General features: G+C 69.8%; 16 protein-coding genes. 9 read left to right on the plus strand and 7 right to left on the minus strand.

The window, feature by feature from the left end:
- Positions 1 to 160: 160 nt before the first annotated feature.
- Positions 161 to 2,278, plus strand: coding sequence for a catalase (locus AC07PV_RS15325; protein ID WP_494630641.1), 2,118 nt, complete (start codon positions 161 to 163; stop codon positions 2,276 to 2,278).
- Positions 2,279 to 2,332: 54 nt separating this feature from the next.
- Positions 2,333 to 2,941, plus strand: coding sequence for a hypothetical protein (locus tag AC07PV_RS15330; RefSeq protein WP_492244173.1), 609 nt, complete (start codon positions 2,333 to 2,335; stop codon positions 2,939 to 2,941).
- 139 nt (positions 2,942 to 3,080) lie between these two features.
- Here AC07PV_RS15330 and AC07PV_RS15335 read toward each other — a convergent pair whose 3' ends face one another.
- Positions 3,081 to 4,073 (minus strand): Bug family tripartite tricarboxylate transporter substrate binding protein, encoded by a 993-nt coding sequence (locus tag AC07PV_RS15335; protein ID WP_492807442.1) that lies wholly within the window; start codon positions 4,071 to 4,073, stop codon positions 3,081 to 3,083.
- Positions 4,074 to 4,277: 204 nt separating this feature from the next.
- Complete coding sequence (gene argH / locus AC07PV_RS15340; RefSeq protein ID WP_218295655.1) at positions 4,278 to 5,750, minus strand: argininosuccinate lyase; 1,473 nt, start codon at positions 5,748 to 5,750, stop codon at positions 4,278 to 4,280.
- A gap of 51 nt (positions 5,751 to 5,801) precedes the next feature.
- On the opposite strand from argH, the gene AC07PV_RS15345 reads away from it, so the two are divergent.
- Together AC07PV_RS15345 and AC07PV_RS15350 are read left to right on the plus strand one after the other, a co-directional pair.
- The gene (locus AC07PV_RS15345) at positions 5,802 to 7,049 is read left to right on the plus strand and encodes a sensor histidine kinase (RefSeq protein WP_494630642.1); all 1,248 of its coding nucleotides are present in this window, start codon (positions 5,802 to 5,804) and stop codon (positions 7,047 to 7,049) included.
- Positions 7,030 to 7,788 carry a LytR/AlgR family response regulator transcription factor gene (locus AC07PV_RS15350; RefSeq protein WP_494630643.1) on the plus strand — a complete coding sequence of 253 codons (759 nt, stop codon included), beginning with the start codon at positions 7,030 to 7,032 and terminating at the stop codon, positions 7,786 to 7,788. Before AC07PV_RS15345 ends, AC07PV_RS15350 begins: the two co-directional genes overlap by 20 nt.
- Positions 7,789 to 7,862: 74 nt before the next feature.
- Here the strand turns inward: AC07PV_RS15350 and arsA are convergent, their stop codons facing one another.
- The 3 genes from arsA to add form a co-directional block, all read right to left on the minus strand.
- On the minus strand, positions 7,863 to 9,686 hold the full coding sequence (gene arsA / locus AC07PV_RS15355; RefSeq protein WP_494630644.1) for an arsenical pump-driving ATPase: 1,824 nt from the start codon (positions 9,684 to 9,686) through the stop codon (positions 7,863 to 7,865).
- Between the two features lie 144 nt (positions 9,687 to 9,830).
- Positions 9,831 to 10,850, minus strand: a complete 1,020-nt coding sequence (locus AC07PV_RS15360) for a tripartite tricarboxylate transporter substrate binding protein (RefSeq protein WP_494630646.1) — start codon at positions 10,848 to 10,850, stop codon at positions 9,831 to 9,833.
- A gap of 12 nt (positions 10,851 to 10,862) precedes the next feature.
- A complete protein-coding gene (add, locus tag AC07PV_RS15365) occupies positions 10,863 to 11,948 on the minus strand; it encodes an adenosine deaminase (RefSeq protein WP_494630647.1) in 1,086 nt (361 codons plus the stop codon).
- A 69-nt stretch (positions 11,949 to 12,017) separates the two neighbouring features.
- Here add and AC07PV_RS15370 point away from each other — a divergent pair, with 69 nt between their 5' ends.
- From AC07PV_RS15370 to AC07PV_RS15385, 4 genes are all read left to right on the plus strand, one after another.
- Entirely contained in the window at positions 12,018 to 12,959 is a 942-nt protein-coding gene (locus AC07PV_RS15370; protein ID WP_494630648.1) for a LysR family transcriptional regulator, read from the plus strand.
- A gap of 538 nt (positions 12,960 to 13,497) precedes the next feature.
- Positions 13,498 to 14,466 carry a helix-turn-helix transcriptional regulator gene (locus tag AC07PV_RS15375; protein WP_494630650.1) on the plus strand — a complete coding sequence of 323 codons (969 nt, stop codon included), beginning with the start codon at positions 13,498 to 13,500 and terminating at the stop codon, positions 14,464 to 14,466.
- Between the two features lie 93 nt (positions 14,467 to 14,559).
- Positions 14,560 to 16,176 carry an IPTL-CTERM sorting domain-containing protein gene (locus AC07PV_RS15380; protein ID WP_494630651.1) on the plus strand — a complete coding sequence of 539 codons (1,617 nt, stop codon included), beginning with the start codon at positions 14,560 to 14,562 and terminating at the stop codon, positions 16,174 to 16,176.
- Between the two features lie 22 nt (positions 16,177 to 16,198).
- A complete protein-coding gene (locus AC07PV_RS15385) occupies positions 16,199 to 18,142 on the plus strand; it encodes an IPTL-CTERM sorting domain-containing protein (RefSeq protein ID WP_494630652.1) in 1,944 nt (647 codons plus the stop codon).
- A gap of 62 nt (positions 18,143 to 18,204) precedes the next feature.
- On the opposite strand, the gene AC07PV_RS15390 is transcribed toward AC07PV_RS15385, so the two are convergent.
- Both AC07PV_RS15390 and AC07PV_RS15395 read right to left on the minus strand, forming a co-directional pair.
- The gene (locus AC07PV_RS15390) at positions 18,205 to 19,032 is read right to left on the minus strand and encodes a ZIP family metal transporter (protein ID WP_494630654.1); all 828 of its coding nucleotides are present in this window, start codon (positions 19,030 to 19,032) and stop codon (positions 18,205 to 18,207) included.
- A gap of 148 nt (positions 19,033 to 19,180) precedes the next feature.
- The gene (locus tag AC07PV_RS15395) at positions 19,181 to 20,077 is read right to left on the minus strand and encodes a dienelactone hydrolase family protein (protein WP_218340053.1); all 897 of its coding nucleotides are present in this window, start codon (positions 20,075 to 20,077) and stop codon (positions 19,181 to 19,183) included.
- A gap of 234 nt (positions 20,078 to 20,311) precedes the next feature.
- Between AC07PV_RS15395 and AC07PV_RS15400 the strand changes: the two genes are divergently transcribed.
- The gene (locus AC07PV_RS15400) at positions 20,312 to 22,711 is read left to right on the plus strand and encodes a sensor domain-containing diguanylate cyclase (protein ID WP_492807456.1); all 2,400 of its coding nucleotides are present in this window, start codon (positions 20,312 to 20,314) and stop codon (positions 22,709 to 22,711) included.
- The last annotated feature ends 133 nt before the right edge of the window (positions 22,712 to 22,844 follow it).

The raw sequence follows: 22,844 nt of genomic DNA on the forward strand, positions 1-22,844 counted from the left end.
GCACCCGGCGCGGCGTTGCAAGCGCTTACGTATCCGGCCAGCCGGCCGGATCACCGCCCGCCGACGACGGCCCGATACGGTGGCGTCCTACCCCGCGGCGGCGTGTGGCCCTCAAAGATGGGGGTTTGTTTCCCTTCCTTCCCACCGTTCAGGAGCGCCCATGGCACGAACCCCCACCACCCGCGGCGCGGCAAAGAAGACGCTGCCCGCTGCTCCCTCCTCCACCCAGGCCGACACCTACCGCGGCAACGCGGGCGAGTTGCAGCAGCAAGCTGGCGGCAAGCACCCCGTGCTCACCACGCAGCTGGGCATTCCCGTGGCGGACAACCAGAACTCCCTGCGTTCGTCGCCGCGCGGCCCCACGCTGCTCGAGGATTTCATCCTGCGCGAGAAGATCACCCACTTCGACCACGAGCGCATTCCCGAGCGCATCGTGCACGCGCGCGGCTCGGCGGCCCACGGTTTCTTCGAGCTCACCCATTCGCTCAAGCAGTACACCACCGCCCGTGTGCTCACGGAGGTGGGCGTTCAGACACCCGTGTTCACGCGCTTTTCCACCGTGGCGGGCGGCGCCGGTTCGGTGGACACGCCGCGCGATGTGCGCGGCTTCGCCGTCAAGTTCTATACCCCCGAGGGCAACTGGGACCTGGTGGGCAACAACATCCCCGTGTTCTTCATCCAGGACGCGATGAAGTTTCCCGACCTCGTGCACGCCGTCAAGATGGAGCCCGACCGTGCGTTTCCCCAGGCGGCCAGCGCGCACGACACCTTCTGGGATTTCATCTCGCTGATGCCCGAGTCGCTGCACATGATCATGTGGGCGATGAGCGACCGCACCATCCCGCGCAGCCTGCGCATGATGGAAGGCTTCGGCGTGCACAGCTTCCGCCTGATCAACGCCGCGGGCGACAGCACCTTCGTGAAATTCCACTGGCGCCCCAAGCTGGGCATCCAGTCCACGGTGTGGGACGAGGCCGTGAAGCTGCAGGCGGCGGACAACGACTTCCACCGGCGCGACCTGTTCGAGGCCATCGAGGCGGGCGATTTCCCGGAATGGGAGCTGTCCGTGCAGCTCTTCACCGAAGAGGATGCGGAGCGCTTTCCGTTCGACCACCTGGACCCCACCAAGCTCGTTCCCGAGGAACTGGTGCCGCTGCAGCCCGTGGGCCGCATGGTGCTCAACCGCTGGCCCGACAACTTCTTCGCGGAGACCGAGCAGGTGGCCTATTGCCCCGCCAATGTGCCGCCAGGCATCGACTTCAGCAACGACCCGCTGCTGCAGGGCCGCCTGTTCTCGTACCTGGACACGCAGCTGTCGCGCCTGGGCGGGCCCAACTTCGCGCAGATTCCCATCAATGCGCCCAAGTGCCCCTTTCACAACATGCAGCGCGACGGCCACATGCAGATGCAGGTGCCCAAGGGCCGCGTGAACTATGAGCCCAGCAGCCTGCAGTCCGATACGCCGCGCGCCTCGCAGGCGCTGGGAATGCGGCATTTCGCGCAAGGGGACGACGGCGCCAAGGGGCGCATCCGCGCCGAGAGCTTCGCCGACCACTACAGCCAGGCGCGCATGTTCTTTCGCAGCCAGAGCCCTCTGGAGCAGGCGCACATGGCGTCCGCGCTGGTGTTCGAATTGTCCAAGGTGGGCACGCCGCATGTGCGCGAGGCCGTGGTGGGCCACCTGCAGCACGTGGACCCCGAGCTGGCCCGGCGCGTGGCCGACGGGCTGGGCCTGCAGGCCCTGCCCCCCGCACCGTCGGTGGCCGATCCGGTGCAGGACCTGCCGCCCTCTCCCGCGCTGCGCATCATCGACCGCATGAAGCCCACGCTGCAGGGCCGCTGCATCGGCATCCTGGTGGCCGACGGCTCCAACGGCAACACGGTGGCCAACCTGCGCAAGGCGGCGGAGAAGGCCGGCGCCACCGTCAAGATCGTGGCGCCCAAGGTGGGCGGTGCCCGGCTCAGGGACGGCACGCAGCTGCCCGCCGACGGGCAGCTGCAAGGCACGCCCTCGGTGGTGTTCGACGCCGTGGCCTCGGTGCTGTCGCCCGAGATGGGCGCGCAGCTGGCCCAGGAGGCCGCCGCCGTGGACTGGTTCCGCGACGCGTTCGGGCACCTCAAGGCCATCGCGGCCTGCAAGGGCACCCAGGCCATCCTGCAGGCCGGGGGCATCGAGCCCGATGCGGGCGTGGTGGACCCGGCCGACGTGCAGGGCTTCCTGGCGGCCGCACAGACCCGTCAATGGGAGCGCGAACCCAGGGTCCGCACCCTCGCATGAACGAACACCCCCTGCGCACACCCCATTGCCAACCCAACCACCGAAGGAGAAACCATGCCCAAAGCCCACTATGACAGCCACCAGCTTGATGATCTCGTGCTCCAGATGATGGAGACCGAACTCGGCGGCGAGCAGGTGTACCGCACCGCGCTCACCTGCGCCGTGAACCCGGATCTCAAGAAGGAATGGCAGACCTATCTGGAAGAAACCCTGACCCACCAGGAGGTGGTGCGCAGCCTGTGCGACGCCCTGGGCCTGGACCCGGCCGCGCAGTCACCCAGCCGGGCGGTGGTCAAGCACATCGGCGAATCCCTGGTCAAGGCCATGCTGCTGGCGAAACAGGCGGGCGACCCCGCCGCCGCCCAGCTGGTGGCCTGCGAATGCGTGGTGCACGCCGAGACCAAGGACCACGCCAACTGGGAACTGCTGGGCAAGGTGGCCGAGGTGGCCACGGGGGACGTGGGCCAGACGCTGAAAGCGGCCCACAAGGCCGTGGAAAAGGACGAGGACCACCACCTCTACCACACCAAGGGCTGGTGCCGCGAACTGGCCATTGAGGCGCTGGGCATGCCCGCCGTGCTGCCGCCGCCCGAAGAGGTCAAGAAGGTGGAAACCGCCATCGGCGCGTCGCGCGCCGAGCAGCAGCGCGAGGCCATGCTGTAGCCGGACAAGCCGCAGGGGGCACCGCCGGGCGCTCCATTCCATTGCTACAAAAACAATAGCCGCCAGCGCTTGATTGACAAGCGCTGGCGGCTATTTCATTGCCCAGCCGCGCTGGCGCCACGGCCCTTCGGAACCCCCACTACTGGGCCACGAACCCGCTCGTCTTGATGATGCGGGTCCAGGCGTCGGTGTAGGAAGCCTGGCGGGCGGCCAGCTGCTGGGGCGACATGTGGCCCACGGTGAGCCCCATGGCGGTGAGGTGGTCACGCACGTCGGGCATGGCCACGACCTTGGCCAGCGCGGCCGAGAAGTCGGTGATGAACTTCTGCGGCGTGCCGGTGGGTGCGTAGATGCCGTAGTACGGCAGGTCCTCGAAGCCCTTGAGGCCCATCTCGTCGAAGGTGGGCACGTCGGGCATGGCCGCCTGGCGCCTGGTACCCAGCACGCCCACCACGCGCACCTTGCCGGCCTTGTGGTTCTCCATGAAGTCCTGCACCGAGGCCACGCCCGCGCTGATCTGGTTGCCCAGCATGTCGGCCATCATGGGCGCACTGCCCCGGTAGGGGGCCGAGACCAGGTCCAGCTGGTACTTCTGGCCCAGCAGCTTGACCAGGAACTCGGGCGTGGAGGCGGGTGCCGGAATGCCGACCGCGCCCTTGCCGTGGCCACTGGCCTTCACCCAGGCCACGTACTCGGGAAACGACTTCGCCGGCGTGCCGCCCGAGACGGCGAACGCGTTCACGAAGGTGGCGAAGCCGCCCACGGGCACGAAGTCGCGCACCGGATCAAAGCCCGGGTTCTTCACCACCTGCGGCAGGATGGAGATGGTGTGGTCGTGCGTGAGGAACAGCGTGGTGCCGTCCGGCGCCGAGGCCTTGAGCGCCTGCGCGGCGATCTGGCCGCCCGCACCGGGGCGGTTTTCCACCACCACGGGCTGGCCCAGCTCGTCCTTGAGCTTCTCGGCGAGCGTGCGCGCGATCGCATCGGTGCCGCCGCCGGGCGGGAAACCCACCAGCAGGCGGATGGGCTTGGGTGCCTGGGCAAAGGCCAGCCCCACGGTCAGCGCGGCGCCCGTCAGGGCGGTGGTGCGCAAAAGGCGGGACAGCAGGCTGCGGCGGGAAGTGGTCGTCATGGCAGAACTCCGGTTTGTTCGAATGTGGTCGCTGGGGTGCGCATCCGCACACCTAGCACGGTTCAGGCCAGCGGCCCCGGCGCACCAGGGGCCGCCCCGCCGTGGCTGCGGCGCTGCGCTGGCGTGCGCTGGCGGCGTGCCCCTTCCCGAACTGCGCGGCGATTCGAGAGACGGGCAAAGGCGCGCAGCGCCCCGGGGGTTGTCTCATTTTCCCAGGCGCGCGCGGTGGCGCTCCAGCTGGCTGCGCACCTGCGCGGGCGCGGTGCCGCCCAAGGTGTTGCGCGCATTGAGCGAGCCGCGCAGGCTCAGGCACTCGTACACGTCCTTGTCGATCTGCGGGTGAAAGCCCTGCAGCACGGCCAGGGGCAGCTCCGACAGGTCGCAGGCGTGCGTGGTGGCCGCCTTCACGGCGTGGGCCACGGTCTCGTGCGCGTCGCGGAAGGGCAGGCCCTTCTTGACCAGGTAGTCGGCCAGGTCGGTGGCGGTGGCGTAGCCCTTGAGCGCGGCCTGCTCCATCGCGGGCGCGTTGACGGTGATGCCGCCCTCCTTCTGGCCCGTGGCGGGGTTCAGCTGGCCGCCGACCATCTCGGCGAAGATGCGCAGCGTGTCCTTGAGCGTGTCCACGGTGTCGAACAGCGGCTCCTTGTCCTCCTGGTTGTCCTTGTTGTAGGCCAGCGGCTGGCCCTTCATCAGGGTGATTAGGCCCATCAGGTGGCCGACCACGCGGCCGGTCTTGCCGCGCGCCAGCTCGGGCACGTCGGGGTTCTTCTTCTGCGGCATGATCGACGAGCCGGTGGTGAAGCGGTCGGCGATCTTGATGAAGCCGAAGTTCTGGCTCATCCAGATGATGAGTTCTTCACTCAGGCGGCTCACGTGCACCATGCACAGGCTGGCGGCGGCTGTGAATTCGATGGCGAAGTCACGGTCGCTCACGGCGTCCAGGCTGTTCTGGCACACACCCTCCATGCCCAGGGTCCTGGCCACGCGCTCGCGGTCCAGCGGGTAGGTGGTGCCGGCCAGCGCAGCGGCCCCCAGCGGCAGCACGTTGGTGCGGCGGCGCACATCGGCCATGCGTTCGGCATCGCGCTTGAACATCTCCACATAGGCCAGCATGTGGTGGCCGAAGCTCACGGGCTGGGCCACCTGCAGGTGGGTGAAGCCGGGCAGGATCACCTCGACGTTCTGCTCGGCCACGTCCACCAGCGACACCTGCAATTCCTTGAGCAGGTCGCCGATCAGGTCGATCTCGCCGCGCAGCCACAGGCGCACGTCGGTGGCCACCTGGTCGTTGCGGCTGCGGCCGGTGTGCAGGCGCTTGCCCGCATCGCCCACCAGCTGCGTCAGGCGCGCCTCGATGTTCAGATGCACGTCCTCCAGGTCCAGCTTCCATTCGAAGCCGCCGGACTCGATCTCGGAGGTGATCTGCGCCATGCCGCGCTGGATGGAGGCATGGTCCTCCTGGCTGATCACGCCCTGGGCCGCCAGCATCTCGGCATGCGCCAGGCTGCCCGCGATGTCGGCCTGCCACAGGCGCTTGTCGAAGAACACGCTGGAGGTGTAGCGCTTGACCAGGTCGCTCATGGGCTCGGAAAACAGCGCCGACCAGGCCTGGGCCTTGGTATCGAGCTGGTTGTGGGACGGCGCAGAGTCAGCGCTGGTGGCTTGGGCTTTGGACATAGGAGGGCAATAATCCGGAGGTTCAGACACCCGGACAACCCGGGCGCCGCAATGCAAAACACGCAAATTTTATCGACCCAGCCCCCGCCGCCCGATTCGGCCCTGCCGCGAGGCTCCGCGCGGGGTGGCCTGGCGCCCGCGCGCCGGGTGCTGGTGTTCGATGCCTGCCAGGTGGGCGTGGTGCTGCGGGCCGTGCTGTTCGTGGAGCTGGTGGTGGGCGTGGGCGCCATGTTCGGAGCGGGCAACCCCGTGGAATGGCTGGCCACGATGGCGCTGCTGACGGGCGGCGCATTGCCGGCCACGCTGCTGTGGCTCATCACGGCCTGCAGCCTCAAGACTGTTCTGCAGCGCCTCTCCACCGCGCAGCAGTATGCGGCCGGCGTGCTGCTGGGCGCGCTGGCGGGCGCCTACGCCTGCGGCATGCTGGCGCTGGTGGCGCAACCTGCGTCACCGCCCTGGCTGGCCAGCGCCGCGACAGGGGCGCTGCTGGCGGCCATGCTGGTGGCGGCGCTGGTGCTGCGCGCACGGGGCCGCACGCCCGCCGCCACCACGGCGCGGCTGACCGAGCTGCAGTCGCGCATCCGGCCGCACTTCCTGTTCAACACCCTCAACAGCGCCATCGCGCTGGTGCGCGCGGAACCGGCCAAGGCCGAATCGCTGCTCGAAGACCTGAGCGACCTGTTTCGCCACGCGCTGGTGGAACAGGGGGAATCGGTCACGCTGGCCGAAGAGATCACCCTGGCGCGCCGCTACCTGGCCATCGAAGAGGTGCGCTTTGGCAACCGCCTGCAGGTGCAGTGGAACCTGGACCCCCGCACCGACAGCGCCCGCCTGCCGCCGCTGCTGCTGCAGCCGCTGGTGGAGAACGCCGTCAAGCACGGCGTGGAGCCCAGCGCGCGCGGCGGGCGGCTGCGCGTGCTGACCGAGCTGCGCGGCAGCCGCGTGGTCGTGCGCATCACCAACACCCTGCCCCCCAAGGAAGGCAGGAACGGCAACGGCGACGACACGGCGCCCCGGGGCCACGGCATTGCCCTGGCCAACGTCCGCGCGCGGCTGGCGCTGCTGCATGATGTGCAGGGCGAATTCACCGCCGGCGTGCAGGACGGCCTGTACCAGGTGCGCATCACCCTGCCCGCCACCGACCCCAAGGCGCGCGCCCGGGGCGCGCGCGGCGCGGCGCAAGCCCGAAGGGGCCCCCATGGCGGCCGCGCGCAAACATCCCAGCGCCGCATGGTGGACGGCGAAGACGACCTCAACCACAGCAGCCCCGCTACCGACCATGAACATCCTGATCGTTGACGACGAAGCCCTGGCCCGCAGCCGCTTGCGCACCCTCCTGTCCGACTGCGCCCAGGCCCAGCCTGCCCAGCGCATGACCGTGGCCGAGGCCGCCAACGCCGGCGAAACCATGGCGCTGCTGGGGCCCACGGGCGGACGCGCCTTCGACCTGGTGCTGCTTGACATCCACATGCCCGGCCAGGATGGGCTGGCACTGGCCCACACCCTGCAGACCCTGCCCCAGCCCCCGGCCGTGGTGTTCGTGACGGCCCACGCGGACCATGCCGTGAGCGCGTTCGAACTGGATGCCACCGACTACCTGACCAAGCCCGTGCGCCGCGAACGCCTGCAGCAGGCACTGGCCAAGGTACAGCGTGGCACGCGCCCCGCTGCGTCCGCGCCCACCACCGGCGTGCCCGAAGGCGAAACCCTGCTCATCCAGGACCGGGGCCGCACCGAACGCCTGCCCCTGGCCGAGGTGCTGTACTTCAAGGCCGAGCAGAAGTACGTGACCGTGCGCACCGCCACGCGCAGCTACATCATGGACGGCGCCCTGAGCGAGCTGGAGACCAAGTTCGCGCCGCGCTTCCTGCGCATCCACCGCAACGCGCTGGTGGCCCGCCGCGCCGTGCGCGCGCTGGAAAAGCACTACGACCCCGAGGAGGGCGAAGGCTGGGCCGTGCGGCTGCAGGGCTCCACGGAACTGCTGGCGGTGTCGCGCCGGCAGGTGGCCGCTGTGCGGGAAGAGCTGGCGCGTTGATTTCTGGTCTTTTTTGACCTCTGGCGCTTATCTCCAAAGCGCCAATAGCTATAATTTTTATAGCGTACAACTGATCATTGCTGGGGCGCTTCGACCAGCCGCCCCAGAGCCTCCACCCCCACCGGCGGCGTGGCCAGCCAAGGCAGCACATAGGTGCGTTGCGCCAGTCCGTTGGCAATGCGCTCGGCCTGTTGCTGCTCGCCCACCAGGCGGGCCTGCAGCAACGGGTCGCCGGTGCCGGTGGCCGCCACACTTTTGTTGATGACCCAGGCCCAGGGCTCGATGTGGGCACGGCGCAAGTCGTCCTGCAGCGCAGCGGCCTGGCTCACGGGTGTCACCTCGGGCAGCGTGACGATGACCACATGGGTCATGTCGGCGTCCTGCAGGCGCATCAGGGGCGTGATGATGTGTTTGGAGTTGGCACTGCCTTCGTACTGCTGCGTCATCTGCCGGTGGTAGGCGCCGGTGGCGTCCATCAGCAGCAGGCTGTGGCCGGTGGGCGCGGTGTCCAGCACCACAAAGGCGCTGCGCGCCTCGTTCACCACCCGGCTGAAGGCGTGGAACACGGCGACCTCTTCGGTGCAGGGCGACTGCAGGTCTTCCCGCAGCAGCGCGCGGCCTGCGTCATCCAACGCCTTGCCGCGCGTGGCCATGATCTTGTCGATGTAGGCTTTGGTTTCGGCCTGCGGGTCGATGCGCCCCACCTTCAGGCCCGGCACGCTGCCGCCCAGCTGGCTTTGCACGTGGGCCGCCGGGTCGGTGGTGGTGAGGTGCACGCTGTGTCCGCGCTGCACCAAACCCACCGCCAGCGCGGCGGCAATGGTGGTCTTGCCCACGCCGCCCTTGCCCATCACCATGATGAGACCGTGGCCCTTGGCGGCCAGCGCGTCGGTCAGGGACGAGAGGGGTTCAGCCTGCAACGGCACATCCGCAACGGCGGCGGGCGCGCTCGGCAGCACATCGCCACCGCCCAGCAACGCCCGCAGCGCAGGCAAACCCACGGTATCGAAGGCACGCAGCGGCACCTCGTCGCGCGGCAGCTGGGCCAGCGCATCGGGCATCTGGTCCAGGGCCTGGCGGCCCAGGGCCTCGATGGCATCGGCCACCGCGTCCTGCCCCGGCTGGCTGGCGTGGAACACGCCGTTGATGGCCAGGCGCTGGTTGGCCAGGCCCAGGGCGCGCAGCTCCAGCGCGGTGCGCGCGGCCTCTTGCATGGGTCGGGGGTCGGGGCGGGTGACCAGCACCACGGTGGTCAGGGCCGGGTCGCTCAGTGCGGCCAGCGCGGCGTTGAAACGGGCCTCCTGCATCTTCAGGCCTGAGTGCGGGCCCAGGCACGACGCCCCCCGGTCGTTGCCCGCCAGAAACCCGGTCCAGGCCTTGGGCAGGCTCAGCAGGCGCAGCGTGTGGCCGGTGGGGGCCGTGTCGAACACCACGTGGTCGAACACATGGCCGGTGTCACTGCCCTCGCTGGCCAGCAGCGCGGCAAATTCGTCGAACGCAGCGATCTCGGTGGTGCAGGCGCCCGAGAGTTGCTCGCGCACCGCGGCGCGTTCATGGCTGCTGGCGGTGGCCTCCAGCTGCGCCAGCACGCGCTGGCGGTAGGCCTCGGCGGCGGTATCGGGGTCGATGTTGAGCATGTGCAGCCCCGGCACCCCGGGCACGGCCACTGGCTGGTTGGACAGCGGCACGCCCAGCATTTCATCCAGGTTGGAGGCCGCATCGGTGCTGACCAGCAGCACCTGGCGGCCCGCATCTGCCAGGGCAATGGCCGCCGCTGTGGACAACGAGGTCTTGCCCACCCCGCCCTTGCCGGTAAAGAACAGGAATCGCGTAGGCTGGGCGAGCAGGCCCAGACGAACCACAGCGGAATGGTGCGAGGCAGATGCGGCAGCGTTCATGCCATCAGCATGGCACAGCCCCCACCTTTTTTGTCTGGCGCAAGTCCCCCACGGACCCTACACCCCGCAGCCCATTGACCTGCATCAAGAACGGAGGGTGGATGCCGCGCTGCACAACACAACAGGCACCACCCCGCCGGCGGGTCATTCCTTGATGTTCGCCGCCTTCACGATCGCGGCATACCGGGCGCTTTCGGTCTGCACAAACCGCGCAAACTCGGCGGCGCTTCCCTTGCCCGCCACGGCGCCACCATCGGCCAGCTTCGCGCGCACATCGTCCATGCGCAGCACTTCGCCCAGCTCGCGGTTCAGGCGTTCCACCACGGCGGGGGGCGTCTGCGCGGGGGCAAACAGGCCCGTCCACGAGACCATGTCAAACCCTTTGAAGCCCGCGGTCTCGGCCACCGTCGGCACGTCGGGCAGAGAGGGCAGGCGCTGGTCGTCCGTCAGGGCGATGGCCTTGAGCTTCTTGCTGTGGATGTGCGGCGCCGCCGTCACGCTGATGAGCACGGCGAGGTCCACCTGGTTGCCGATCACATCGGTCACGATCTGTGCGCCACCCCGGTACGGCACATGCACCATGAAGGTCTTGCTCTGTTCCTTGACGCGCTCCATGGCCAGGTGCAGCACCGTGCCCACGCCCGAGGTGGCGTAGCTCAGCTGTCCGGGCTTTTCACGCGCCAGACGCAACACATCGGCCAGGTTGTTCGCCGGCAGCCCGGGGCGCGCCACGATCAGCATGGGGGCGGTGGTCACCAAACCCACCGGAGCCAGGTCCTTGAGGGTGTCGTAGCGCACGGCCGCAGGGTTCACCAGTCGTGCAATGGCCGCCGGGCTGTCAGCACCCAGGACCAGCGTGTAGCCATCTGGCGCCGCCCTGGCGGCCTTTTCCATGCCGATGACGCCGCCAGCGCCTGCCACGTTGTCCACCACCACGCTCTGTTTCAGGCGTTCTCCGAGCCTTTGCGCGATGAGCCGCCCCGTCACATCCACATTGCCCCCGGCACTGAAGGGAACGATGAGCGTGATGGGCTTGGCGGCGGGCCAGGCGGCCTGCGCGTGCGCAGCCATGCTGGCGCCTGCGCCGAGCAGCGCAGCCACCAGGGGCCACGCCAGGCGCCGTGGCAAGAAGGACGGTACAGGGAAGAACCGGGAGGGAAACATGCAAGGACTCCTTCAGGGGGGGACGGCAGAGAACAGGTTTGTCTGCGCCAGTTGCTTGTCAAACGCTGCCAGCCACTGCGTGGACCATGCACGCCGCGTGCCATCGTCAATCCAGGCGGCATCCAGTCCATTGGCCAGGAAACCGCGCAGGTCCCCGGCACCAAAGCCGAAGTCGCGCACCATCATGGCCCAGGCCTGGGTGGGGTTCACGTGGTGCAGCGTGGGGTCATCGGTGTTGGGGTGAATGCGCAGGCCCGCCGCCGGCATGTGGCGGATGGGGTGGTCCAGCGCCCAGCGTTCGGGGGCCAGGGTGCGCAGGTAATACGAATTGGTGGGGACCACGGTGAAGACGATGCCCCGGTCAGCGCATTCGCGCACCAGGGCCGGGTTGTCGAGCACCGTGTAGCCGTGGTCGATGCGGTCCACCTGCAGCACGTCGAGGGCCGTGCGCACGTTGTTCCAGGGCATGCCGAACTCGCCCGCATGGGCCGTGGTCCTGAGCCCGCCCCGGCGCGCCAGCGCATAGGCCGGGGCGAACCATTCAGGCGGGTGATCCACCTCGCGGTAGTCGATGCCGATGCCAATCACCTCGTCGCGCCGGTGGGCCAGCACCCATTCGACCATTTCGGTGGCGGCCTCGGGCGGGGCCTCGCGGTCGATGGCGGCAACCAGGCGGCCCGTGATGCCGAAGTCAGCCTCGGCATCTGCAATGGCGCGCACGATGCCTTCCAGCGCCTGCGGATAGGCCAGCCCCGATTGCCGTGCGGTACCCGTGGGGTTCCAGAAGAACTCGGCATAGCGCACGTGGTGCGCGGCGGCATCCTGCAGGTATTCGTAGGTCAGGCGGTGCAGGTCATCCGGGCTGCGGATCAGTTCGGCATCCAGCGCGCGCAGCACCCGCAGCACGCCCACGGGTTTTTCGCCCCGGGTGTAGAAGGCCTCGATCTCGGCATCGCCGATGTGGGCGCCCGCCCGGCGAACGAGGCTGGTAAACGTATCGCGCCGAACGGTGCCGAGCAGGTGACAGTGCAGCTCCACCTTGGGCAGGGCGTGGAGAAAGGCGTACAGCGGATCTGCGGGTGCGGCAAAGGTGGGCATGGCCGCATGCTATGCAGCGCGGTGTGATAGCGGAAGTGATTTAATTTGATGTTGCAATAAAAGCAACTTATGAGCAAACACCCCGCCACACGGCCCGCGGCCGAGCGCCCACCCGCGCACCGCACGCCCACGCTGCGCCAGTTGCGCAGCTTTCAGGCCGTGGCCCGGGCCCTGAGTTTTCGGCAGGCGGCTGAGGCCCTGTCGCTCACGCAGCCCGCGCTGTCCGCCTCCATCCGCGAGCTGGAGGCCGTGCTGGGCGCGCCCGTGCTGGAGCGCAGCACGCACCACGTGCGCCTCACGCCCCAGGGCGCCCTGCTGCTGCCGCAGGTGGAACGGCTCATCAATGGCTACGAGCAGGGAGTGGATGGGCTGTACCGCACGCTAGACGATGGCAAGCGCACCCTGCGCGTGGCCGCGCTGCCCTCGGCCATGCACCTGCTGGCCGAGCCGCTGCGGCAATGGCTGGCGCAGCACCCGGACGTGGACCTGCGCCTGCAGGACCCCCTCAACGACGATCTGGTGGCCGCGCTGCAGCGCGGCGAGGTGGACCTGGCCTTGGGCGTCGCGCTCGATCTTCCGCCCCATATCGAGACCTTCCCCGTGGCCCACGACGACCTGGTGGCGGTACTGCCCATCCGCCACCGGCTGGCCCGGCGCAAGCGGCTGGCATGGCAAGACCTGGCCGGCGAACGCCTGGCCCTGTTCGCGAGGGGCAGCACCTACGACCTCGCAGTGGCCACCTTGCGCCAGCACGGGGTGGACCTGGCAGCGGCAGACCGGTTGCTCTACAGCGAATCTCTCTACAGCCTGGTGCGCTGCGGGCTGGCGGTGGGGGTGATTTCCCGGCTGTACACCCACAACCTGGACGCGGCCGCCGTACGGGTGAGCCCGCTGCACGCACCGGTGATCTCGCGCCGGGTGGCGCTCATGGCGCACGCCCCCATGGGGGCGCGGCCCCCGCTGGTGCAGGATTGCCTGGAGTTCCTCACTCAGGCGCTGCGCACGGGGTAAGCCGCCTGGGCGGAGACAGCCCTGGCAACCAGTCGCACCGGGCTCAGTGCCCGTGCGCCGCCCCGCTCATCTTTGGCAACACCGAATGCCACGCCGACGGCAGGGGCGTGGGTCGCACGTACCCGGGCAACGGCGGTCAGTACAGCGGCAGCCTCACGCTAACCCATCTGCCCGCGGGCACGGTGTTGACGATGACAGCCTCGTTGGACTTGGGGCGGGGTTCGGCACTTCGGAACCCTCGCTGTGCGTGGTGGTGGTGGCGGCCGGGTCGGGTGGCGGGCCCGTGCGCGGCCCTGCGGCCATCCCCCGCGCTGGGCTGGCGCGGCCGTCGGCCATGGTGGTGGGTGCGGGCGCGCTGCGGCAAAGGCACGCAAGGCGCACCAGAACTGCCGGCAGCGGCCGCTTTGGCACAAATGGAAGGAGCGGGTAGCGGGCGCAAGCGGCGCTTGCCTCCTGCCTGTATCTACCATGCGACGCGATGGATTGCCGGGTTGCCCGTGCCTGATGTACAAAGGCGCGAAACGTCCATCGCCCCGCCATGCCCGCCAGCCATCCCACGCCGCCATCGTCCATCCGCCTGGCCTCCAGCGACTTCGCCGGGCCTGACAAGGCCGCCGCGTTGCGCGAACTGTATGGGCGCGAGCTGATGCGCGTCGATCTCTGGAGCCATGCCAATGCCCAGGGCTCTTTCGAGTTTTCCACCAGCGTGACGACCTTGGGCCAGGACGTGGTCCATGCAAGGACGCTGTGCACGCCCGCCCACCAAGCGCGCTCGCGCGCGCTGATGCAGGACGGCTGCGACGACATTTTTCTGGCCACCAGCCGCGCCCCCATGGTGCTGCGGACCCCGCACGGTGAGCAGCACTTGCCTGCGAACAGCATGGTCGTGGTGTCAAAGGCGCGCGAGTACGAGGTCATCACGCCCTGTGGCGGCCCCACGGCCTGCGTGCTGATGCCGCACGCCAGCATCGCGCCCCTGGTGCCGCGCCTGGAAGAGGCTCCGCTGCTCGTGCTGCAGCCCGGTGCGCCCAGCGGCGCGCTGGCCCTGGCCTACGCCCAGCTGCTGGCCGAAAGCGCACCGCTGGCGCCGCCGCAGCAGGATCTGGCCGTGGCCCACCTGCGCGAGCTGCTGGCGGGCGCCATCGCCCCGGCCCTTCAAGCCCACCTGCCGCCAGGGCGTGCGGCACAGGCCACCCCGCGTCTGGCGCTGATCCGCCACGACATGCAGGCGCGGCTGGGGCAAGCCAGCCTTTCGCTGGAAGAGGTGGCGCGGCGCCACCACCTCACGCCGCGCCAGGTGCAGCGCCTGTTCGCGCAAGAGGGCACCTGCTTTTCCGACGCGCTGCGCGAGGCACGCCTGGACCGCGCCCGCGCGCTGCTGCAGGCCCCCGCGCAACGCCAGCGCCGCGTGCTCGACATCGCGCTCGACTGTGGCTTCGCCGACATCTCCACTTTCAACCGGGCCTTCCGCCGGCGCTTCGGGCTGGCGCCGTCCGATCTGCGCTAGGAGCCTGTCGGACTGGGGCATGTCGCCTGGTGCATGGCGCTTTTGTCGCGCCGTGCGCAGACGGCCGGGCGGTTCTTTTGAAGAATCGCCGCGATGCTGTTCACACCCGCTTACACCGCGCCGGCCCTGGCGGCCGCCCTGCTCCTACCCGCTGCTGCATCGGCCGCCACGTTCACGGTGAACGACACAGGCGACGCCCCCTTGAGCGTCTCCGTGCCCTGCAACGGCGGGATCACCCCCTGCACGCTGCGCGCCGCCATCGAGGCGGCCAACAACAATCCCGCATCGGCCGACACCATCAATTTCAACTTCTCGAGCGGCTCCGTCACCATCGAGCCCCAAAGCCCGCTGCCCGCCATCGCCGGCGTGACCACCATCGACGGCTACGCCCTCGGCGCAGGCATCCCAAACACCTTGCCCGTGGGCAATGACGCCTACATCAGCACCCGCATCGACGGTGCCAACGCGGGCGCGGGCACGCACGGCCTGCGGTTCGTGCCGGGCGCATCCGGCTCGGTGCTGCGCGGGCTCGCCATCACCGGTTTCGGGGGCCACGGCGTCGTGCTGGACGGGCAAGGCTCCGCGAACGGCTTGGTGGGCGTGGCCATCGCGGGCAACTTCATCGGCACCAATGGCAGCGGCACGGGCGGCGACCAGACCGGCGCGCTGGTCAACCTGTTCTCGGGCATCTATATCGACAACAGCGCCAGCAACACCACGGTGGGTGGCGCCAACCCGGCCGACCGCAACCTCATCGTGGCCAGCAGCAGCGGGCGGGCCGTTTCGCTGGGCGCCTCTCCAGGCACGCTGGTGCAGGGCAACTACATCGGCACGAACCGCGCGGGCACGGCACGCGTCAGCACCCATACGGGCATTGCCGTGGCCAGCCCCCAAGGCGCCGGCAGCATGGTGCGCGGCAACGTGATCGGCGCCGCCGATACGGGGGTGATCCTCCATGGCGGCGCCCGCAATGCAACGCTGCAGGGCAACGCCATCGGCGTGGGCGCCGACGGCACGGCCAGCGTGGCGGGCAGCGGCAACGGCGTGTACATCACCGACGGCGGACTGCCCCTCAGCCCGTGGTTCATCCACATCGGCGGCACCGACCCCGGCGAGGGCAACACCGTCGGCCATTGGGGGGGCAACGGCATCCGCGTGGAGCACAGCTCCGCGCCCGCTCCCGCCCTGCGCTACCACAGCTTCACGAACAACAGCATCCACGGCAACGCGGGCCGGGGCATCGCGCTGGTGGACACCGCCGGCAGCGACCCGGCCACGGTGAACAGCGGCCAGCCCGCACCCGCCATCACCGGCGCCACCAGCACGGTGGTGAATTTCAGCTTCAGCAGCGTGGCAAACACCACGCAGCGCTTCGAGGTGTTTGGCAATACCAGTTGCGGCACGCCGCAAGGGCGCGTCTTCCTCGGTTCGCTGCAAACGGGCACCGACGGCAGCGGCCAGGTGAACGGCAGCATCAATCTGCCGCCCCAGCCCGCAGGCACCTACCTGAGCATGACCGCGACGCGCTATTTCAGCGGCGGCGGCGGCAACAACCAGGAAACCTCGGAGTTTTCGGCCTGCGCGCAAGTGCCGGGCGGCCCCGCGGGCAACCCCAGCGCCATTCCGACACTGGGCCACGCGGCACTGGCGCTGCTCGCGGCCCTGCTGGCGAGCCTGGGCGCTCTTAAAAAGAGAGCTGCTCGCGCTTGATGTGCGGGCGCTAGAGGCCAAAATGATCAAAAAAATACTGCTACCCGCCCTGCTGTGCGCCAGCGCCGCGCAGGCGGCCACCTACACCGTCAACGACGCGGGCGACGCCGCCGACGCGAACCCGGGCGACGGCCTGTGCGCCACAGCCGGCGGCACCTGCACGCTGCGCGCGGCCATCGAGCAGGCCAACGCCCACATCAGCGCGGACACCATCGCCTTCAACTTCGGCGGCGTGCCCACCACCATCAGCCTCGCCACGCCGCTGCCGCCGATCACCTACCCGGCCACCATCGACGGCTATACCAACGGCGGCACGCCCAACAGCGCGGCCACGGGCACCAACGCGGTCATTACCGTGCGCATCGACGGCGCGAACGCCGGAGCGGGGGCGAACGGCATCCTCTTCTTGAACGGCGCCTCCGATTCGGTGCTGCGCGGCGTGGCCGTCACGCGCTTCGGCGGCGCGGGCGTGATGGTGAACGCCCAGCAGATCTACAACCTGAACATGGTGCGGGTACTGGGCAACTTCATCGGCACCGACGGCAGCGGGTCGGCCGACGACGCGACGGGCCTGCTGGCCAACCGGCGGGGCATCTCCGTCATGCTCTATGCCCAGGCCACGCTCGTGGGCGACGGCACGCCCGCCGGGCGCAACCTGGTCGTGGCCCGCGCCGATGGCCAGAGCTTTTACCTCGAAGACCAGGTGGTGGACACCCACATCACCGACAACCTCATCGGCACCGACCACAGCGGCAACCAGCCGCGCGGCGGCGCGCCCATCGCCATCAGGGTGATTGGCACCAGCGGCATCACCATCCAGGGCAACGTGATCGGCGCGCGGGAGACGGGCATCGAGATAGCGAACGAAAGCCACGGGAACGCCATCGTCTCCAATCTGATCGGCGTGGGCGTCGACGGCACCTCGCCCATCGGCGGCAGCGGCCACGGCGTACTCATCCGCCACACCCAGAACGCGAACGGCGCCTTCCCCTTGCGCACCCGCGTGGGCGGCGCCAGCGCGGGCCAGGGCAACACCATCGCCCACTGGGGCGGCAACGGCATCCGCGTGCAGCGCGACGAGCTCGCCGTGGACGCGCCGGAAAGCAACCGATGGCTGGGCAACCGCATCCACAGCAACGGCGCCTTGGGGCTGGAGCTAATCGATCCTGCCACCCCCCCCGCCATGGGGGCCGACCCCGCGCAGCCCCCACCCATCTGGGCCGTGCACATGCCCATGATCGCCAGCGCCACCGGCAGCGCCGCCGGCACGCAGGTGAACACCACGCTGATGGACAGCCTGCGGCCCAGCAGCACCTACCGCGTGGAAGCCTTCGCCAACACCGCCTGCGACGCCAGCGGCTATGGCGAGGGTCAGGTCTTCCTGGGCGCCGCCGATGTGCAAACCTATCCCAGCGGCGGCTGGGCCGGCACGCTGGCCTTTGCCGCCCTGCCCGCCGGCTACACCCACGTGGCGCTGACGGCCACCGTCATCGGCCAGGACGGCTATGCGGCCAGCTCGGAGTTCTCGCGCTGCGTGGTGGTGCAGATGCAGGGCGATGGGCCAGGCGGCGGACCCGGCGCGGCCACCCCGCCCACCGTGGCGCCGGGCAGTGCCAGCGGGCCAGCGGGCCAGCCCTTCAGCCACCCCCTGGCGCAATACGTGACGGCCACCGACGGCGATGCGCTGCAGCCCTACGCGCTGCTCGGCACGCTGCCGCCGGGCGTGGCATTCGATGCCGCCACCGGCCAGCTCTCCGGCACGCCCACCGCGCCCGGCATCTACCCGCTGCTGCTGTCGGCCACCGACAAGGACGGCACCGCCAGCGCCGTGTTCACGCTGACAGTCACGGGCGCGGGCGGCCCCGGCAGCGCGGTGGCCGTGCCCACGCTGGGGCACGCGGCGCTGGCGCTGCTGTCGGCCGTGGTGGCGGGCCTGGGCGCGCTGCGCCGGCGGCGCGGCGGCTGAGCTCGGGAATCTTGCGAGGTCTCCACTTGTGCCCGGCCTTTGCGCCGGGCTTTTTTACGCCATCAGTGCCCATGCGCCGCCCCGCTCACCAGCGTGACGATGACCATGCCCGCGACGAGCCAGGCGATCTGCAGCACCGTCTCGCGTGCCGTGAGGCGCTTTTGCAGTTGCGGGATCAGGTCGGCCAGCGCCACATACACAAAGCTGCTGGACGCCACGGCCAAGAAGTAGGGCAGCAGGTCCTGCAGCTGCCCCACCAGGAAGTAGCCCACCACGCCGCCCAGCGCCGTCACGGCGCCCGCCAGGGACACCTTGACCAGCGCCATGCGGCGGTTGGGGCTGGTCTGGCGCAGCACCACCAGGTCGCCCATGTGGTGGGGCACCTCGTGCGCCAGCACCGACACGGCGGCGATCACGCCCAGCCGGATGTCGGCCAGGAAGGCGGAGGCGATCAGGATGCCGTCGCCAAAACAATGCACGCTGTCGCCCGTCAGCACGGCCCAGCCGCCGGATCGCGGGGCATGGTGATGGTGATGATGGTCGTGCCTGCCGCCGTGTTCAGCGCCGAGCGGATGTGCCGGCGCCTGCGCCACATGGCTGTGCTCGTGCCCGTGGTGCCAGAGTTCCGCCTTGTCCAGCAGGAAGAAGAACACCACGCCCACGAGCAGCGTGGCGAACAGGTCGTGCGCGCCCGCCTGGCTCTCGAATGCCTCGGGCAGCAGGTGCATGAAGGCCGTGGCCAGCAAGGCGCCCGCGGCCAGGCTGAGCAGGTGCTGGGGGCCGACGCTGTCCGGGCGCCCGCCCAGGCCCAGCCGCATCAGCAGCGCGGCCAGCCACACGCTGCCAATGCCCGCGGCCAGTGTGGCCAGGATGATTGCTACCAAAGTCATAGCTTCTTGCGCTTTATAGATATGCCCTGGAGCCTATTTTCGTTCAAATACCGCATCCCGGATGCGAGATTAAAAAAGCCGCCCCGGGTGGGGGCGGCTGCGGTGGCCAGGGACTTCCCCTGCCGGGCCCGCGTGGGCCCACGCTGCCTCAGGCCACGCCGTGTGTCTTGAACCAGGCCAGGGCCCGCTTCCAGCCGTCCTCGGCCGCTTCCTTGCGGTAGCTCGGGCGGTAGTCGGCATGAAAGGCATGGGGCGCGTCCGGGTACACCACGAATTCCGACGCCTTGGCCTGCGGCGAACCGCTGGCCAGCGCGGCTTTCATCTTATCAATCGTGTCAAGGGCGATGCCCGTGTCCTTCTCGCCGTACAGGCCCAGCACCGGCGCCTTGAGGATGGGCGCGATGTCCACCGGGTGCTTGGGCGTGAGTTCGCCCGGCTGCCCCACGAGGCGGCCATACCAGGCCACGCCCGCCTTCACGGGGCCATGCGCGGCGTACAGCCAGGTGATGCGGCCGCCCCAGCAAAAACCCGTGATGCCCACGCGCGCGGCGTCGCCGCCATTGGCGGTGGCCCATTGCACCGCGCCGTCCAGGTCGGCCATCACCTGCGCATCGGGCACCTTGGACACCACTTCGGCCATGAGCTTGGCCACTTCGGTGTACTGGGACGGGTCGCCCTGGCGCGCATACAGTTGCGGCGCGATGGCCAGGTACCCGGCCTTGGCGAAGCGGCGGCAGGTGTCGGCGATGTATTCGTGCACGCCAAAGATTTCCTGGATCACCAGCACCACGGGCAGGCCGGTCTTGCCGGCGGGCGCGGCGCGGTAGGCGGGCACCTTGAAGCCGTTCACGGTAAAGCTCACCTCGCCCGCCGTGAGCCCGTCCGCCGGCGTGGCGATGGCCGTCTGCGCCATGATGGGCGCGGCCGCGGCCGCATAACCCAGCCCCAGGGCAGCCTGCAGCGCGGTGCGCCGCGTGGCGCCGGCGTCGGTGCTGCGGCCGGGCAGCAGGGCCCGGGCGTCGGAATGGAGGTCGTCATTGAACATCGGGTTTCTCCAGGAAAAGAAGGATGGGCAAGGGATGGGAACCGCAGTCTAGGGGGTTTGCCGCATCCCCGCTTCCCTGGGTACCGAAAAACAGGGACCGCTGCTAGACTTTCCGCAGACCGGCACCGCACCCAGCCGCTGGCCCCCTGGTTGTGCGCCACCACGGCGCGCCCTGGGGCGGTCGATCCCTTCACCAGAGAGACCCGTGACCGCCACCTTGGGAAACCCTGCACGATGAGCCCGCCCCCACCCCGCGAAGACCCGCTGGCGCTGCCGGTGGCGGGGCTCTGCGGCGTGGGCGGGCTGGCGCTGCTGGGCTGGGCCCTGGCGGGCCAGGATGCCGGCAACGGCACCGCGCGCGCCATGCTGGCCGCCGCGGGCGTGGCACTGGCGGCGCTGGCCCTGCTGCACGGGCGGCTGGCGCTGCGGGCCCGGCGCCTGCGCCGCGACGCCGCCGCGTTGCGCCAGGCGGCCGGGCGCGCCAGCATGCAGCTGTCCGCCACCCTCGACATCCTGCCCGACGGGCTCGCGATCTACGACGCCGAAGACCGGCTCGTGCTGTGCAACGCGCAGTACCGCCAGGTGGCCGCGGACTCCGTGATGCCGCTGGAGTACGGCACCCGCTTCGAGGACGTGCTGCGCCGTGCCGCGCAATCGGGCAGGATCACCGCCGCCCTGCCCGACACCGAGGCCTGGCTGCGCGAGCGCATGGCGCGCCACCGCTCTCCGGCGGGCCCCGAGGTGCAGGAGATGCAGGGCGACCGCTGGCTGCGGATCACGGAACGTGGCCTGGACGGCGGGGGCGTGGTGGTGCTGCGCACCGACATCACCGAGGCCGTGCACAGCGAGCGCGCGCTCAAGCGGGCCCTGCACGACGCCGAGCGCGCCGAGCGCAGCCTGCGCGAGGCGGTCGACGCCATGCCGGCGGGACTCGAAATCTACGACGAGACCGACCGCCTGGTGCTGTGCAACAGCCACATGGAGCGCCTGCGGCCCCACCTGCGCTCGGAGACCTCCCTGGGCAAGACGTATGAGGAACTGCTGCGCGAGGGCCTTCGCCAGGGCATCCCCGAAGCGGCGCAGGGCCAGGAAGAGCTGTGGCTGGCGCACGAGATGGCGCTGCGGGGCCACCGCCCAGGCCCCGAGGTGCGCCATGAAGGGGGCGGCGCGTGGATCCACATGCACGAAAGCCGCACGCCGTCGGGCATGACGGTGTGCGTGCGCCTGGACATCACCGACCTCATCGAACAGCGGCAGGCGGCCGAGGCGGCCCGCCAGGAAAGCCAGCACACCCGCCAGCTGCTCGAGCGCGCCGTCGAGGCGCTGCCCGTGAGCATCGAGATCTTCGACGAGCAGGACCGGCTGGTGCTCTACAACCAGCAGCTGTCGCGCATGTACCCGCACATGAACTACGCGGAGCACCTGGGCAGGAGCTTTGCCGACATCCTGCGGCATTCGGTGGACCGGGGACTGATTCCGTCCGCCCACGGCCGCGAGGAGGCCTGGATCGCCGAGCGCCTGTCCGAGCATGGCAGCCGCACCTCCACCCTGGTGCAGCGGCTGGCCGACGGGCGCTGGATCAACATCTACGAGACCCGCACGCCCGAGAACTACGTGGTGGCGGTGCGCCTGGACATCACCGACCTGATCGAGCAGCGCCAGGCACTGGAGGCCGCGCAGGAGGCCGCGCACAAGGCCCGCGAGCTGCTGCAGGACGCCGTGGAATCGCTGCCCGAGGGCTTTGCCCTCTTCGATGCCGACGACAGGCTCGTGGTGTGCAACGCCCAGTACCGCAAGCTGTACCCCATTTCCGCGCCCATGATCGTGCCCGGCAGCACCTTCGAGCAGATCGCGCGCTACGGTGTCGAGCGTGGCCAATACCTCGACGCGGTGGGCAACGAGGAAGACTGGATCGCGCAGCGCGTGGCCGACCACCGCTCCGCCAGCCAGGCCGTTCTGCAGCGCCTGCCCCACGGCCGGTGGCTGCAGGCCGACGAGCGGCGCACCCCGCAGGGCGGCATCGCCGGCGTGCGCACCGACGTGACGCTGCTCGTGCGCAAGGAGCAGGAACTGGCGGCCGCCAACGAGAAGCTGGCCCTGCTGTCCACCACCGATGGCGTGACGGGCATCGGCAACCGGCGCCGCTTCGACGAGCGGCTGGCCACCGAATGGCTGCGCTGCGGCCGCCACCAGGCGCCGCTGGCGGTGGTGCTGATCGACATCGACCACTTCAAGCTCTACAACGACCACTACGGCCACATCGCCGGCGACGCCTGCCTGCGCCACGTGGCGCAACTGCTGCAGGCCACCATCCGCCGCGCGGACGAGGTGGCCGCCCGCTACGGCGGTGAAGAGTTCGTGCTGCTGCTGCCCGACACCCTGCTGCCCGATGCCGTGACCGTGGCCCAGCGCTGCATGGACGGACTGCGCGAGGCCGCCCTGCCCCACCCGCGCTCGCCCACGGCCCCCATGCTCACCCTGAGCATCGGCGTGGCCAGCCTGGTGCCCCGCCCCGATACCGGATCGGACACCCTGGTGCAGGCGGCCGATGCCGCGCTGTACCGCGCCAAGCATGGCGGACGCAACCGGTTCGAGGTGTTCTCCCCGCCGCCCTCCACGCTCACCGCGGCATGAAGTCCGGCGGGTACGTGAGCGAATCCACCAGCAGCAGGTGAGGCATCCGCATGCCCGGTTTCACCCACCCTGGGTGCAATGGGCGCGGTGAAGCATTTGTCGTACACGCGGTGTGCGTGCTGAACCAGGCCAT

It is taken from the genome of Acidovorax sp. GW821-FHT09A11 (genome assembly GCF_059418365.1).

Excerpts from the sequence above, each read along its gene's own strand:
- AC07PV_RS15330 (WP_492244173.1), top strand. The coding sequence starts at position 2,333 with ATGCCCAAAGCCCACTATGACAGCCACCAGCTTGATGATCTCGTGCTC.
- AC07PV_RS15360 (WP_494630646.1), bottom strand. The coding sequence starts at position 10,850 with ATGTTTCCCTCCCGGTTCTTCCCTGTACCGTCCTTCTTGCCACGGCGC.
- AC07PV_RS15395 (WP_218340053.1), bottom strand. The coding sequence starts at position 20,077 with ATGTTCAATGACGACCTCCATTCCGACGCCCGGGCCCTGCTGCCCGGC.
- AC07PV_RS15390 (WP_494630654.1), bottom strand. The coding sequence starts at position 19,032 with ATGACTTTGGTAGCAATCATCCTGGCCACACTGGCCGCGGGCATTGGC.
- arsA (WP_494630644.1), bottom strand. The coding sequence starts at position 9,686 with ATGAACGCTGCCGCATCTGCCTCGCACCATTCCGCTGTGGTTCGTCTG.
- AC07PV_RS15325 (WP_494630641.1), top strand. The coding sequence starts at position 161 with ATGGCACGAACCCCCACCACCCGCGGCGCGGCAAAGAAGACGCTGCCC.
- add (WP_494630647.1), bottom strand. The coding sequence starts at position 11,948 with ATGCCCACCTTTGCCGCACCCGCAGATCCGCTGTACGCCTTTCTCCAC.
- AC07PV_RS15350 (WP_494630643.1), top strand. The coding sequence starts at position 7,030 with ATGAACATCCTGATCGTTGACGACGAAGCCCTGGCCCGCAGCCGCTTG.
- argH (WP_218295655.1), bottom strand. The coding sequence starts at position 5,750 with ATGTCCAAAGCCCAAGCCACCAGCGCTGACTCTGCGCCGTCCCACAAC.
- AC07PV_RS15345 (WP_494630642.1), top strand. The coding sequence starts at position 5,802 with ATGCAAAACACGCAAATTTTATCGACCCAGCCCCCGCCGCCCGATTCG.
- AC07PV_RS15385 (WP_494630652.1), top strand. The coding sequence starts at position 16,199 with ATGATCAAAAAAATACTGCTACCCGCCCTGCTGTGCGCCAGCGCCGCG.
- AC07PV_RS15335 (WP_492807442.1), bottom strand. The coding sequence starts at position 4,073 with ATGACGACCACTTCCCGCCGCAGCCTGCTGTCCCGCCTTTTGCGCACC.
- AC07PV_RS15380 (WP_494630651.1), top strand. The coding sequence starts at position 14,560 with ATGCTGTTCACACCCGCTTACACCGCGCCGGCCCTGGCGGCCGCCCTG.
- AC07PV_RS15400 (WP_492807456.1), top strand. The coding sequence starts at position 20,312 with ATGAGCCCGCCCCCACCCCGCGAAGACCCGCTGGCGCTGCCGGTGGCG.
- AC07PV_RS15370 (WP_494630648.1), top strand. The coding sequence starts at position 12,018 with ATGAGCAAACACCCCGCCACACGGCCCGCGGCCGAGCGCCCACCCGCG.
- AC07PV_RS15375 (WP_494630650.1), top strand. The coding sequence starts at position 13,498 with ATGCCCGCCAGCCATCCCACGCCGCCATCGTCCATCCGCCTGGCCTCC.